Here is a 15194-nt window from a genome sequence, read left to right on the forward strand (position 1 = left end):
TCCGTCAGTGGCGGTGGCCGGCGGCGAGATCGCTGGCATAGCGATGCTCCAGCCAGGACTTGATTCCGAGCGTCACCAGCGCCAGAGCGGCGAGCAGCGAGGCAACGGCGAAGGCGGCGACGAACTGGTATTCGTTGTAGAGGATCTCGATATGCAGCGGCATGGTGTTGGTGTAGCCGCGGATGTGCCCGGAGACCACCGACACCGCCCCGAACTCGCCCATGGCGCGGGCGTTGCAAAGCAGCACGCCGTAGAGCAGCGCCCATTTGACGTTGGGCAGCGTCACCGTCCAGAACATGCGCCAACCGGAGGCGCCGAGCGTCAGCGCCGCCTCTTCGTCGGTGTTGCCGAGTTCCTCCATCAACGGAATCAGCTCGCGGGCGATGAAGGGGAAGGTGACGAAGATCGTCGCCAAGACGATGCCCGGCAGGGCGAAGATGATCTGGATGCCGGCTGACTGCAACAGGCCGCCGAAGAGGCCATGATTGGCGTAGAGCAGCACGTAGACGAGGCCAGCCACCACAGGCGACACCGAGAAAGGCAGGTCGATCAGCGTCACCAGGAAGGCCTTGCCGCGAAACTCGAACTTGGCGATGGCCCAGGCAGCGGCAATGCCGAAGACGAGATTGGCCGGCACGGCGATGACCGCAACCGCCAATGTCAAAATGATGGCATCGAGTGCGGCCGGATCGGCGAAGGCTTCCATGAAGGCGCCCCCGCCCTTGCGGAAGGCTTCCATGAACACGGTGATCAGCGGCAGCAGCAGAAACAGGGCCAGAAAGCCTACCGCCAGCGCGATCAGTAGGCGCCTGACCCAGGGAGCCTCCTCGGTCGGCAGGCGACGGCGCGGCGGACGCGCGACGACCGATCCGGCGGCGGGCTCTTCCTCCAGCGACACGGCGAGCGCGACGGAACTGTCAGACATGGCCATACCTCGCGCGCGCCCGAGCCTGGATCAGGTTGATGAGAAGAAGCGTGCCGAAGCTGACCAGCAGCATGATGGCGGCAACGGCCGTGGCGCCGGCATAGTCAAACTCTTCGAGCTTGATGACGATGAGCAGCGGCGCGATCTCCGAAACATAAGGAATGTTGCCGGCGATGAAGATCACCGATCCGTATTCGCCGACGGCACGGGCGAAGGCCAGCGCGAAGCCGGTCAGGATGGCCGGGCTGAGCACCGGCAGCACCACCGAGGCGATGGTTCTGAGCCGACCTGCGCCGAGCGTCGCGGCCGCCTCCTCAAGCTCGCGGTCGACCTCGGCAAGCACCGGCTGCACCGTACGGACGATGAAGGGCAGGCCGACGAAGACCAGCGCCAGGAAGACACCGATCGGCGTGAAGGCGATCTTGAGACCGAAGAGGCCGGCCACCGAACCGATCCAGCCTTTCGGCGCGTAGAGCGCGGTCAGAGCAATGCCGGCCACGGCCGTCGGCAAGGCAAACGGCAGGTCGATGATCGCATCGAAAAAGCGACGCCCCGGAAAATCGTAACGCACCAGCACCCAGGCGATCAGAAGACCGAAGGGCACATTGAAGGCGGCGGCAGCGAAGCTGGTGACAAAAGACAGCTTGAGCGCCGACAGCGTACGGCCGTCGAGCGCCAAAGCGACAATCTCATGCACCCCCAGCGAAGAAGCCCGGAAGAGCAGGGCGCCAAGCGGAAGGAGCACGATCGCCGTCAGGTAGAGGATCGTGAAGGCGATGGTCAGGCGGAAGCCCGGCAGGACGCTCGGCTTGACGAAAGGCGCGTTGAGGATCATGGGCCTCGCTTTCGGAGGAAGCCGGCCGATCGGGGTCACCCGGTCCGCCGGCGGCAAGGTCTCGTTCGGTCAGCGGAAAGAGAAACCCGGGCGGCGCCGTCGCGATCCACACGGCATTCCCTCCATTCGGTCCGCCGGCGGCGCACCGCCGGCGGTTCCGGTCATTGTCCGGGCTTGTAGATCTGGTCGAACACGCCGCCATCGCCGAAATGGTAGGGCTGCGCCTTGGCCCAGCCGCCGAACAGCGGATCGTCGATGCTGACCAGCTTCAACTGGGGGATGGCCTTCAGAAGCTCGGGATCGACCAGCTTCGGTTCCGCCGGGCGATAATGGAACTTGGCGGCCAGCGTTTGCCCCTCCGCCGAATAGAGATACTCGAGATAGGCGCGAGCCTGTTTCTCGGCGCCGTTGGCCTTGGCGTTCGCCTCGACGACGGCGACCGGCGGTTCCGCCAGGATCGACTGCGGCGGTACGACGATGTCGAACTTGTCGGCGCCGAACTCGTCGAGCGCCAGGAAAGCCTCGTTCTCCCAAGCGAGCAGAACGTCGCCAAGCTCGCGTTGAGCAAAGGTGACCGTCGAGCCGCGGGCACCGGTATCGAGCACCGGCACGTGCTTGTAGAGCGTGGCGACGAAGTCGCGGATCTTCGCTTCGTCGCCGCCATATTGGCCGGCCGCCCAGGCCCAGGCCGCAAGGTAGTTCCAGCGGGCGCCGCCGGACGTCTTGGGGTTGGGCGTGATCACCTCGATGCCGTCCTTGACGAGATCGCCCCAGTCGTGGATGCCCTTGGGATTGTTCTTGCGGACCAGGAAGACGATGGTCGAGGTGTAGGGCGCAGAGTTGTGCGGCAGCTTGCCACGCCAGTCGGCGGGAATCTTGCCCGTTCTCTCGGCGATGGCGTTGATGTCGCTTTCGAGCGCCAGCGTCACCACGTCGGCCGGCAGACCGTCGATGACGGCACGGGCCTGCTTGCCGGATCCGCCATGTGAGGCGCGAACGGAAATATCCTCGCCGGTTTCCGCCTTCCAGTGAGCGATGAAGGCCTCGTTGTAGGCTTCGTAGAACTCACGCGTCGGATCGTAGGAAACGTTGGTCAGCGTCACCGCTGCGGCGGGAGCGACAAGGGCAAACGATGCCGCGACCGCGGCGGCAACCAGTCCCAAGCGTTTCGAGCCCTTCATGCTTTCAGTCTCCAGCCTTAGGCGATGCCGCGCATCGCGCCTGTCCGGGAGCACCTGGCTGCCTCTCGGGCTTCCTGGTGCCTCCCGACAGGCTGAAATCCTAAAAGGACGACATCAATTCGCAAGAGATACCATTCCCCAGGGAATGGCCGGTTTGTAAAATATCATTCCGTTATTGTCGCTGATTACGCGACGCGAGGCAACGTGCTTCCCGGAATGCAAAGGTTTCCGGTGGGATTTTCCCTTGAAGATCAAGAGCGCAGAACTTCGCGGACGCGCTGGAGGGCCACGGGCAGCAAGGCCGAAAGCCCCCCGATGGCATCTTGCCTCAGCAGCGACAGCGACGGGTAGGCTGACGTCCTGTCGCCTTCTAGTTTCCAGAGCCAGTTGGCGGCAGCCGGAAGAAGAGCGACGCCCGGCCGCCCAAGCAGACCGGCGAGGCGAAGCGGCAGACTGTCGACCGCGACGACCGCATCGAGCCGGCTGAGAAGCGCCGCGCAATCGACCCGGGCGTCGACGCCAGCCTCATAGTCGGGGCCGGGGTGCTCAACACGCACCGGTGTGCCGGTGACCTCCCAGCCCGACGGTGCCGACGAGCGGGCGAGCATGGTCGACGGCAACCGCTCGAGGGCAACGAAGCGCAGGTCGCCGATCCCGGCGAGCGGCGCGAGATCGGCAAGCCCGAGGCCACCGCCCCACTGCAAGCCGATGGCCGGCCGCCCCCGGCCGAGATCGAGCCGGGCGCCCCAGCGGTCGACCAGCATGGGTTCCGCAGTGAGCAGTGGCTTCGCCGAGGCGAAACTGCCGGCGGTGAGACCGAGGCGATGCGGCAAGCCGACAAGCGGTGCCGCGGCACCGGCTACCTCGACCCAGTCGGCCAGATCGTCGGTGTCGGCGACGACGTGGCCGACGCCGGCCAGTGCAGAGGCCAAGCGGACGAATGGCCTCGGCGTCACCAGAACCAAGTCGGCAACCAGCGACCGGGCGAGCGGCAGGGCGGGCGCCAAAGCGACGAGGTCCAGGAGATCGGCACCCGTCCAGACCACGAGCGGACGGTCGAGCGGGTAGCCGTCCCAGGCCGGCAGCCGGGCTGTCCAGGTCGGAGGCGTGGCGATGGCGTCGAGATCGGCAAAACCGCCGGCCATGTCCCCGAGGACCAGCAACGCCGCCGCGCGATCCGCGCGTGGGCCGGAATCGCCCGTCCGGCGGAAAGCTTCGACCGCTTCCAGAGGGCGACCGGCCGCGGCGAGCGCCGAGCCGAGACCGTCGAGGACTTTCGGTTCGGCCGGATCGAGCCGCAGCGCCGTTTCAAAGGCCGATACCGCGCCGGCGGCGTCGCCTGCCGCAAGACGCGCCCTACCAAGACGGGCCGCCAGTCCCGCGTCGAGCGGCCTGACGGCGCGAGCCCGCTCAAAAGCAGCGGCGGCCTCCGCCAAACGCGACGTGGCGGCAAGCGCCTCGCCGAGAGCCAGGGCAATGTCGGCACGACCCGGCTCGGTGCGATCGGCGCGCATCAGGAACACGACAGCGCGGGCATGATCCCCGTTGGCACGCGCGGCTGCGGCAGCGCCCAGCATGGCCGGCACGTGATCCGGCGACCGCACCAGCGCCACTTCGTAGAGGGCTACAGCCTCGATCCATTTGTGGGATGCCTCTGCGACGGCGGCGCGGGCCATCAGCTGGTCGACAACCGTTTCGGTCATGGCGCCGACCTTTCGGAACCGAGGCGACCCAAAAGGTCCACTAGATTCTCGCCCCGCCGAAGGATGCGGGCGTCGGGATACCAAGGCGTTCCGCCCTCACTGCCCCAAAGCCAATCGGCCGCCGAAGGGGCGATCACCACCGTCGGCCGACCGAGCGTGGCTGCCAGATGGGCGGTGGCCGACACGGGTGCGATGACTGCGCCAAGCGCGGCCATGGCCGCCGCCGTCTCGACGAAGCCGCCCAAGCGGTCACCAAGCGATTCGACGACGAGCCCCCTGGGCAATGCGGCGGGCGACGCCCTGCCGGCGCGACGGTCGAGAGCGAACAGACGGATGCCCTTGAGATCGGCAAGCGGCGCGAGAGACGCGGCATCCGCGGCGTTTCGCCAATAAAGGCCAACGGCGAACCGGTCGTCTGCGCTGACGAACCGCCGCCAGGCATCGATGCGCAAGGGGTCGGGCCGGAAATGGGCAGGCGGCGGCAGGCCGGTGCGTTCGGTTCCGAACACGTGCGGAAGACTTCTGAGCGGCACCTCCAAGTCATGCGGCGGCAGACGCCGTCCCTGCTCCACCACGGTCACCTCGCCGCCAAGATCGAGCCGGCGAAACAGATCTGTGAGTGCCGGTCGAACTTCGATGACCAGGCGTGGCCCTTGGACCGCAAGCTGAGGAAGGAAGCGCGCAAAGGCGATATCGAGGCCCGGATCCCGCTCGCCATGAACGAGCAGCGTCCGACCGCGAATGTCCTCACCGACCCAGCGGGGCGCCGAAAAGCGACGCGGCAGCAGTTCGGGGGCCTGCCAGCGAACCTCGGCGCGAGCAAAGCCGCGCCTGTAGTCGCCGGCAATCAGCAGCGCCTCCGCTTCGTCCATTAGGAGTTCGGGATCATCAGGCGCCAGCGCCACGGCGCGGCCGTAGGCAGCAAGCGCCTCGCCGGCGCGGCCGAGTGCCACCAGAGACTTGCCCATGGCGCGGTGAGCGCGCGACAACTCGGGCCTGAGTTCGGCCGCTCGTTCGGCATGGGCGAGCGCGTCCTCGAAATGGTCGGTCAGACGGGCAGCGTCCGAGAGTTCAACGAGCCGGTCGGGGGTGGGCGCCTCGGCCACCAGCGCCGCAAGGAGGCGTCGGGCCCTGTCACGTTCGCCGATCCGCATCAGCGCTGCCGCGAGCTTCTCGCGCACGTCCGGATCGCCGGCGCCAGCGGCAACAGCGTCGCCCAGCAATAGAACGGCGCGATGGTCGTCGCGGCTTTTGAAGGCGGCTATACCGGCGTGCGCCAGCGCGGCACCCGGCCGAAGCGACATGTCGTTCGCATCACGAGACACATCGCGCACCGGCGGAGGATCGGCACGAAAAGGAACGGCGCGGTCGCCAGCCGCAAACTCGGCAAGCGCCACGATGACACGCGATAACGGGGCATCGTTGCTCTCGCCGAGACGGCGACGGAAAAGGCGCGTGGCGGGGAACCAAGGGGTACGGCCGTCCTTTTCCAGCCATAACCAGTCGTCGCGATCTGGCCCCGTGACGAAGGCGGGCCGGCCGGCAGCACCGGCCAGTGCAGCGACGGGGCTCGATGCCGAGGCGACTACGGCGTCGAGATTGGGCAGAATGGCGGCAACGCTTTCGAGGCCGCCCCTGTGGGCGGCAAGCGGCGAGGCCGTCGGAAAGCGGGTCATCGCCCCAGCGTCGAGAGCAATGAATGCCACGCCGGACAGGCTCGCGAGCGAAGCAACATCGATCGAAGCCTGCAGATCGTCCAATGCGAGGCCGACCCGGAAGCCGTCGAGATGGGCGATGGTCCGCGCCGCGTCCGTCACGGCGGCCGGATCGGCGGTGACATAGCGGCGCGGCGACGGCAGGCCATCGGCTGCAAGGCCGAGCAGGGCCGGGAGACTCATCACCGGCAGGACGAGATCGCCCTCCCCCGCTTCCGCGATGCCGTCGAGCCCGTCGACGGCGGCCAGCACAGGCGCGAGGTCATCGCCCCCCGTGACGCGAACGCTGGCCGCACCGGCCGCCTTCAGCGCCGGGACGAAGCGCAGGAAGCGGATCAACACCCCGGCGTCGCCCTCGGCAGAAAGCACCACATCCCGTCCGGCGAGGTCGGAGATATCTGGAAACTCCGGCGGCTCGCCGCGCCGCCACTCGAACTCGGCAAGCCCGGCTTCAAAGTCGCCCGTCGCCAGCAGCAGTTCGCCCAGGAAAGCCCGGGCGACGGGAACCGGATGGCGAACGACGAACCGGCGCAGCACGCCGATCGCCTCGCGGGTGCGTCCGGCGGCGAAGAGAACGCGCGCAAACTCCATCGCCGCCTCGGCGTGACCGTCGTCGCGCGCCACGGCCGTCCCCAGGAAATGCAGGGCGAGCGCGGTTTCACCAGATTCAGCCGCCAGTCGTCCGAGCCCAAGGCGCGCATCGGCATCATCGGCGGCGATGACAGCCCGCTCGAAGGCGCGGGAAGCGCCGCGAACATCGCCGAGCTTTCGCAGCGCTTCGCCCCAGGCCACCAGCAGATCAGCCCGGTGCGGTGCGGCCTGCACCGCCTGTCGAAGGGCGAGTTCCGCCCTGGCCGATTCGCCGAGCGCGCCGAGCGCGGCGGCGCGCATCCTCAGCGCCTCGACGGAGACTGGACTGACGGCCAGCACCTGGTCGGCGTGGTGAAGCGCCGAGGCAGGCTTGCCTCGGGCAAGGTCGCGGTTGGCGGCAAGCAGTGACAGCGACGCATGGCGCCGACCAACGGAGAGCCCCGCGTCGAGCACCCGGTCGGCGTCGGCCGTTTCGCCAAGCCGGACCAGCAACCCGGCAAGCCTCGACCAAGCCTCCGGATCGGAAGGGCCGAGCGCCACCAGACGGGCTGCAAAGGGCAATGCGGCACGAGCCGCCGACGCCCCCTCCAAGCCTTCCACTGCCCTTGTGAGCCGGTCGAGGGCCGCAGCATCCGACAGGCCCGGCTTGGCGAGCGCCTCGGCTTCCGCGCGGAGCGCTGCGGCAACGCCCTGCCAGCCGGGTCCGCTGGCACGAAACAGACGCGCGGTGGGATACCAGCGACTGAACAGTCCCTCCCGTCCCCACATCCAGTGCGGAGCCTCATCGAGCAGCAACCATAGCGGCGCGCCGACGACACCGGCGGCATGCGCTATGGGGCCATCGGCCGCAACGACGAGGTCGAGATCGGCGAGAAGGTGAGGCGTTGCCTCGGCCGCCTCGCCGTCGAGCCTCCTGGCGGCCACCGAGTCGAGCGCCACCAACCGGAAACGAGGGAAGGCGCGCCGAAGCGTCGTGACGATGTCATCGGGAACCGCCTCGGTCGCGGAACTCCACGGCGAAGGCGCCATTGCGACGCCGATCGTCGCCTCACGCCGCAGCGTCCGCGCAGGCAGGCGCGGCGGCGGCACATCATCCGGAGAAAGGCCGAGAGCGGCCAGTGCCGACGCCAGCGGCAGGATGACGTCGTGCGGCGGCAAGGCGGTGACGTCGACGATCGGCGACCCGCCGAAGACCGCCGCGAAAGACGCAAGACGGGCCAGTTGCCCAGCCGGCGCGGCGAGCGTCAACGACAGAACGCGGGTCGCCATATCCGGCAGGAAGCGGGCGAAGGCGAGCGTGTCGCATTCTTCCTCCTCGGTCACCACGACGAGGCGGGCGGCCGGCGAGCGCGCGCCACTCCAGCGCGGCCGGTCGGAGGGAGAGGCGAAGGCGCGGCGCTCGAAGTCGGCAAAGCCCGACGCCCAGTTTCCCTCAGCAAGCATCAGGCGCGCCCCATCGAGGCGGTCGGACGCGGCGGCATCCGACGCCTGGGTAGGACGGTCGTCATCGATCGTCAGGTCTTCGTCCAGTTTCAGCTCCAGCCGCCGCCATTGATCCACTCCCTTCCATGGAACGAGCGGCCTGATTCGGAAATGATTATATCCGCGCCCGGTCGTCCCAAGCGGCTTGGCGGGCGCTGAGCGGCACCTTCCTGCCACAGTGCGGCCGTGTTTCAGCGTTCCTTAAGAGGCCGATCCCTATCCTCGTCATCGCCGCTTCTGGCCGGATTCCTGGACCAACCCGTATGACCGACATCGCCGACAATACCGCCCAGAAGACCTCGAAGGCCTTCATACTGCCCGCTGCCGACAGCGATTTCCTGTTGTCGGATTCGATGCGCGGCGTTCGCTTCATGCTCGAGTACTCCAAGGCCGAGCAGACGCTGAAGGCCTGGGGCATCCGCTCGACGCTGGTGGTCTTCGGCTCGGCCCGCGTTCACGAGAACGGCAATCCGCTGCATAACCGCTGGTATGGCACGGCGCGCGAGTTCGGCCGCATCGCCTCCGAGCGCGGCGGCGCCGTCAACCGCACCGACGGCTTCTTCGACAACGTCATCGCCACCGGCGGCGGTCCCGGCATCATGGAGGCGGCCAACCGCGGCGCCCGCGACGCCGGCGCACCGACCATCGGCTTCAACATCACCCTGCCGCACGAGCAGGAGCCCAACGCCTATACGACACCGCAGCTCACCTTCCGCTTCCACTATTTCGCCATGCGCAAGATGCATCTCGCCATGCGCGCCAACGCGCTGGTGGTGTTCCCCGGCGGGTTCGGCACCTTCGACGAGCTGTTCGAACTCCTGACGCTGACCCAGACCCACAAGGGCACCCGCATTCCCGTGGTGCTGGTCGACGGCGAATACTGGCACAAGGTCATCAACTTCGACGCGCTGGCCGACTACGGCATGATCAACCGAGAGGACATTGGTCTCGTTCACTTTGCCGAAACGGCCGAGGACATCTGGAGGTATCTCGCCTCGGAGAACCTCGGTTCGCACCGCAACCGCGACAAGGCCCGCTATGGCGAGGGCGTGCTGACGCGTCCGTCGCCCGTGCCGGAATCAGGGGCTGGATAACCGGAACATCCGGGCATTTGCCGGGTGAAAAGCGGTGCGGGCTTTGTTAGCTTCCGCCCCCATGACCGATGTGCAAGCTCTCCCCGACGACCGAACCGCCGACGTGGCGACACCCGCCATGGCGCAGTTCATCGAGATCAAGGCGGCCAATCCCGACTGCCTGCTGTTCTATCGGATGGGCGATTTCTACGAGATGTTCTTCGAGGATGCCGAGGTGGCCTCACGGGCTCTCGGCATCACGCTCACCAAGCGCGGCAAGTATCGCGGCGAGGACATCCCGCTCTGCGGCGTGCCGGTGCATGCCGCCGACGACTACCTGCAACGCCTCATCGCCCTCGGCCATCGCGTCGCTGTCTGCGAGCAGATGGAGGATCCGGCGGAGGCCAAGAAGCGCGGTTCGAAATCGGTCGTCAGGCGCGACGTCGTCCGCCTCGTCACGCCCGGCACGCTCACCGAGGACAATCTTCTCGACGCTCGCCGCTCGAACTATCTGGCCGCCGTTGCCCGCCAGAAGGGCGCCGAGAGTGCCGCCGACTGTTTCGCCGTCGCCTGGGCCGACATGTCGACCGGCGCCTTCCGCCTCGCCGAAACCGGCGCTGCCGCCCTGCCGGCGCTGCTCGCCCGCATCGAGCCGCGCGAGCTGCTGGCTGCCGACGGCCTGTTCGACGACGACGAACTCCGTCGCACCTTCAAGGCGGCGAGCCCGGCCGTGGTGCCGTTGCCGCGCGCCTTCTTCGACGCCGCCACCGCCGAGCATCGGCTCGCCGATTTCTTCTCCGTTGCCTCGCTCGACGCCTTCGGCAGCTTCACGCGCCTGGAGCTGACGGCTGCCGCCGCCATCGTCGCCTATGTCGACAAGACGCAGGTCGGCAACCGACCGCCGCTCGATCCACCGGCTCGAGAAAGTCTGGGTGGCGCGCTGGCCATCGACGCGGCGAGCCGGGCCAACCTCGAACTCTCCCGTACCCTATCCGGGGAGCGGCGCGGTTCCCTGCTGCATGCCATCGACCGCACGGTGTCCGGCGCCGGGGCCCGTCTTCTCGCCGACCGGCTTGCGGCGCCGCTTGCCGACCCCGACGCCATCCGCGACCGGCTCGACGCCGTCGATTTCTTCCTGGCCGAAACGACCCTCAGGGCGCGACTGCGCCGGGATCTCGCCGGCGCGCCGGATATGGCCCGTGCGCTCACCCGCGTCAGCCTCGACCGTGGCGGCCCGCGCGATCTCGCCGCCATCGCCGGCGGTCTCAAAGCCGCCGCGCAATTGGCCGCAGATCTCAGGGATGCCGGCGGCGCAGGATTCGAGATCGACCGTATCGCCCAAGGCCTCGAAGCGGCGCCCGCCGAGCTTGCCGATCGGCTCATCGCAGCCCTCGACGACGAGCTGCCGCTTCTGAAGCGCGACGGCGGCTTCGTGCGGCTGGGTTTCCGCTCCGACCTCGACGAGTCGCGTGCCCTGCGCGACCAGAGCCGACAGGTGATCGCCGCGCTGCAGCAAACTTATGCCGAGACCACCGGCATCAAGTCGCTGAAGGTGAAACACAACGGCGTGCTTGGCTATTTTATCGAGGTGGCGCCGAACTATGCCCAGGCGATGACCAGCGAGCCGCTCAACCGGCTGTTCATCCATCGGCAGACGCTGGCTGGTGCCATGCGCTTCTCGACCACCGAACTCTCGGAGCTTGAAGGGCGCATCGCCTCGGCGGCCGAGCGGGCGCTGGCCATCGAGCTTTCCGTCTTTGCCGAGCTGGCGCGGACGGCGATGGAGGCCGGCGGCGCCATCAAGCGGGCGGCCGACATGCTGGCCGCACTCGACGTCGCCACCGCCCTTGCGGAACTTGCCGCTGCCGAAGGCTATGTCCGGCCACGCGTCGACGACAGCCTGACCTTCCGCGTCGATGGCGGCCGCCATCCGGTGGTCGAACAGATGCTGCGCGAGGAAGGGGGATCCTTCGTCGCCAACGGCTGCGACGTCGGGGGCGAAGCGGCCGGCAAGCTCTGGCTGGTCACCGGGCCCAACATGGCGGGTAAGTCGACCTTCCTGCGGCAGAACGCGCTGATTGCCGTGCTCGCCCAGATCGGCTCCTTCGTTCCGGCCAGGTCGGCCCATATCGGCGTCGTCGACAGGTTGTTCTCGCGCGTCGGCGCCGCCGACGATCTCGCGCGCGGGCGCTCCACCTTCATGGTGGAAATGATCGAGACGGCGGCCATCCTCAACCAGGCGGGACCGCGTTCCTTCGTCATTCTCGACGAGATCGGCCGTGGCACCGCCACCTATGACGGCCTCTCCATCGCCTGGGCGACCATCGAGCACCTGCATGAGGCGAACCGCTGCCGGACGCTGTTCGCGACGCATTATCACGAGCTGACGGCCCTCAGCGAGCGGCTGCCGCGCGTGGTCAACGCCACCGTCAAGGTCAAGGAATGGCGCGGCGACGTGGTATTCCTGCACGAGATCGTGCCGGGCTCGGCCGATCGCTCCTACGGCATTCAGGTGGCCAAGCTCGCCGGCCTGCCGCGCCCGGTGATCGAGCGGGCGCGCGCCGTCCTCTCGGAACTCGAGAAATCCGGCGGCAACAATGCGGCGTCGATGCTCGACGACCTGCCGCTGTTCTCGCTCGCCCGCCAGCCGGCGGCGGTGGCGCTGGTGGAGACGGCGCCCGACCCGGCGGAAGCGGAACTGCTGGCGGCGATCGACGCATTGGCGCCCGATGAGCTCAGCCCGCGCGAGGCGCTTGAGGCAGTCTACCGGTTGAAGGCTCTCCGGGCGGGAATCGGACGCGCGAATGGTTGATTGTTCGGGTTCCGCCGACTATTCGGTTTTGTTGCCGGCTGCGGACTCGTACGGACCTGCCGCGCCTCTCTCGCCCGAAGGTGATTGCCGCCGATGACCAAGCTGCCGGAAACGACCACCTTGATCGACGAGGCGGCGCTCGCTGCCGAGATGGCCGCCATCGCCGACCGGGCGACGGCGGCCGGCGCCGATCCCAGGCCGGAACTGCTCGCCGCGCTGAAACGGGCGAACCTGGAGGGACGGGCGTCGGCCCGCGACATCCTGATCCGCGACCGGGACGGCGTCGCCTGCGCCCGCCGGCTGTCGGCCCTGGTGGATGCGCTGATCCACGTCATCTACGAGCACACGGTAACCCGCGTCTTTCCCGGTGGCCGCGATGAGAAGATCGCCATCGTCGCCGTCGGCGGCTATGGCCGCGCCACGCTGGCACCGTCGTCGGACGTCGATCTTCTGTTTCTGCTGCCGCCCAAGTCGCAGCCGCTCGCCGACAAGGTTCTCGAGCACATCCTCTATTTTCTCTGGGACATCGGCTTCAAGGTCGGCCATTCGACGCGGCGCGTCGAGGATTGCATCAAGCTCGGCCGTGCCGACATGACCATCCGAACGGCGCTCTTGGAAGCGCGCTGGATCCTCGGCGACAAGGCGCTTTATGCCGAGATGGTCACCCGCTTCGACAATGAAGTGGTCAAGGGCACCGGCCCCGAGTTCATCCAGGCCAAGCTCGCCGAGCGCGACGAGCGGCACCGGCGGGCCGGCACCTCGCGCTACCTCGTCGAACCCAACGTCAAGGACGGCAAGGGGGGGCTTCGCGACCTTCACACGCTGTTCTGGATTGCCAAATATTTCTACCGCGCCTCGACGGCCGAGGAACTGGTCAAGCAGGGTGTGTTTTCGCGCAAGGAACTGACGCGCTTCCACAAATGCGAGGAGTTCCTGTGGGCGGTGCGCTGCAATCTGCACTTCGTCACCAACCGCGCCGACGACCGGCTCGGCTTCGAGAACCAGCGGGAGATCGCCGAGCTTCTGGGCTACCAGCTTCACCCCGGCCTCGAGCCGGTCGAGCGCTTCATGAAGCACTACTTCCTGGTGGCCAAGGACGTCGGCGACCTCACGCGCATCTTCTGCGCCGCGCTTGAGGAGACGCACGCCAAGCCCAAGCCGATGCTCGACCGGGTGCTGCATCACACCTTCCGGCGGCGCAAGAAGTCGCTGCCTGGCACACCGCAGTTCATCATCGACAACGACCGCCTGTCGGTGACCGACGACGGGGTGTTCGAGCGCGACCCGGTCAACCTCTTGCGCATCTTCGCCGTCGCTGCCCGCAACGATCTCGACTTTCACCCCGACGCGCTGAAGCTAATCACCCGCTCTCTGCGCCTGATCGACGCCGACCTGCGCGACAATGAGGAAGCCAACCGCATCTTCCTCGACGTGCTGACCTCGAAGCGGCATGCCGAGGCGGTGCTGAGGGCGATGAACGAAACCGGCGTGCTCGGACGCTTCATCAACGAGTTCGGCCGCGTCGTGGCGATGATGCAGTTCAACATGTATCATCACTACACCGTCGACGAGCACACGCTCCGGGCCATCGGCCTGCTGGCCCAGATCGAGCGTGGCGAGGAGCAGGGCGACCATCCGCTGGCCACGGAACTGTTCCCGGCGATCGCCAACCGCAACGTGCTCTATCTCGCGCTGTTCCTGCACGACATTGCCAAGGGGCGCGTCGAGGACCATTCGATCGCCGGCGCCAAGATCGCCCGTCGGCTCGGGCCGCGCTTCGGTTTTACGCCGGCTGAAACCGACCAACTGGCCTGGCTCGTCGAGAACCACCTGGTGATGTCGATCATCGCCCAGTCCCGCGACCTCTCCGACCGCCAGACCATTCGGGACTTCGCCGCCGTGGTACAGACGGTGGAACGGCTGCGCATGCTGCTGATGCTGACCGTCGCCGACATCAAGGCCGTCGGCCCCGGTGTCTGGAACGGCTGGAAGGGGCAACTCCTCAGGACGCTCTATTACGAGACCGAGCCCTATCTCTTGGGCGGCCACTCCAAGCTGTCGCGCGACCAGCGCGTCGCCGCCGCCAAGGCCGAACTCGCCGCCGAGCTCACCGACTGGAGCGAAGCGGAGCTCTCCGACTATGGCCGCCGCCATTTCGCGCCCTACTGGCTGCGCGTCGACCTGCCCGAGAAGGTGATGCACGCCCGCCTTCTGAAGTCCATGGAAGGGACTGGCCGGCGGCTCGCCACCGCCTATTCCACCAAGAAGTTCGAGGCGATCACCGAACTGGTGGTGGTGGCCCCCGACCATCCGCGCCTTCTCTCCACCATCACCGGCGCCTGCGCGGCGGCCGGCGTCAACATCGCCGACGCCCAGATCTACACCACCACCGACGGCCTCGCCCTCGACACCATCCTGATCAACCGCGAGTTCCCCGAGGATGCCGATGAGTTCCGCCGCGCCGACCGCGTGCTGAAAATGATCGAGGCGACGCTCGAAGGGCGCGAAAGGCTGCCGGAGATCGTCGCCCGCCGCGTCGGTCAACGCAAGGCGACCAAGGCTTTCCGCGTGCCGACCGACATCAAGTTCGACAACGCACTGTCGGAGACGCTTTCGGTGCTCGAGGTGTCCTGTCTCGACCGGCCAGGCCTTCTCTATGACGTGACGACGGCGCTGAGCGACCTCAACCTCAACATCGCCTCGGCGCACATTGCCACCTTCGGCGAGCGGGTGGTCGACGTGTTCTATATCACCGACCTCACCAAGCTGAAGATCCAGTCCGGCGCCAAGCAGGCGGCGATCCGCCGACGCATCCTCGCCGCCGTCACCGGCGAGGAGCCGCATCCGCCCAAGAAGGCGGCCTGAGGAAGGCAACCG

8 protein-coding genes are annotated in these 15194 nt (G+C 67.6%); 3 read left to right on the plus strand and 5 right to left on the minus strand.

What is annotated here, in order from left to right; genetic code table 11:
* Positions 1-4: 4 nt before the first annotated feature.
* The 5 genes from cysW to CXZ10_RS08920 form a co-directional block, all read right to left on the minus strand.
* The gene (gene cysW / locus CXZ10_RS08900) at positions 5-925 is read right to left on the minus strand and encodes a sulfate ABC transporter permease subunit CysW (RefSeq protein ID WP_101288994.1); all 921 of its coding nucleotides are present in this window, start codon (positions 923-925) and stop codon (positions 5-7) included.
* Positions 918-1760 carry a sulfate ABC transporter permease subunit CysT gene (cysT, locus tag CXZ10_RS08905; protein WP_101288793.1) on the minus strand — a complete coding sequence of 281 codons (843 nt, stop codon included), beginning with the start codon at positions 1758-1760 and terminating at the stop codon, positions 918-920. The genes cysW and cysT overlap by 8 nt, the downstream gene beginning before the upstream one ends.
* A gap of 161 nt (positions 1761-1921) precedes the next feature.
* Entirely contained in the window at positions 1922-2941 is a 1020-nt protein-coding gene (locus CXZ10_RS08910) for a sulfate ABC transporter substrate-binding protein (protein WP_101288794.1), read from the minus strand.
* A gap of 251 nt (positions 2942-3192) precedes the next feature.
* On the minus strand, positions 3193-4644 hold the full coding sequence (locus tag CXZ10_RS08915) for a CHAT domain-containing protein (protein ID WP_101288795.1): 1452 nt from the start codon (positions 4642-4644) through the stop codon (positions 3193-3195).
* A complete protein-coding gene (locus tag CXZ10_RS08920; protein ID WP_101288796.1) occupies positions 4641-8510 on the minus strand; it encodes a tetratricopeptide repeat protein in 3870 nt (1289 codons plus the stop codon). Before CXZ10_RS08920 ends, CXZ10_RS08915 begins: the two co-directional genes overlap by 4 nt.
* Before the next feature lie 185 nt (positions 8511-8695).
* Here CXZ10_RS08920 and CXZ10_RS08925 point away from each other — a divergent pair, with 185 nt between their 5' ends.
* The 3 genes from CXZ10_RS08925 to CXZ10_RS08935 all read left to right on the plus strand — a co-directional run bounded on the left by CXZ10_RS08925 (position 8696) and on the right by CXZ10_RS08935 (position 15182).
* A complete protein-coding gene (locus tag CXZ10_RS08925) occupies positions 8696-9526 on the plus strand; it encodes an LOG family protein (RefSeq protein WP_101288797.1) in 831 nt (276 codons plus the stop codon).
* 61 nt (positions 9527-9587) lie between these two features.
* On the plus strand, positions 9588-12317 hold the full coding sequence (gene mutS, locus CXZ10_RS08930) for a DNA mismatch repair protein MutS (protein WP_101288798.1): 2730 nt from the start codon (positions 9588-9590) through the stop codon (positions 12315-12317).
* 93 nt (positions 12318-12410) lie between these two features.
* On the plus strand, positions 12411-15182 hold the full coding sequence (locus CXZ10_RS08935) for a [protein-PII] uridylyltransferase (RefSeq protein WP_101288799.1): 2772 nt from the start codon (positions 12411-12413) through the stop codon (positions 15180-15182).
* Positions 15183-15194 lie beyond the last annotated feature (12 nt).

This window comes from Pleomorphomonas diazotrophica, assembly GCF_002844595.1.
Taxonomy (GTDB): domain Bacteria; phylum Pseudomonadota; class Alphaproteobacteria; order Rhizobiales; family Pleomorphomonadaceae; genus Pleomorphomonas; species Pleomorphomonas diazotrophica.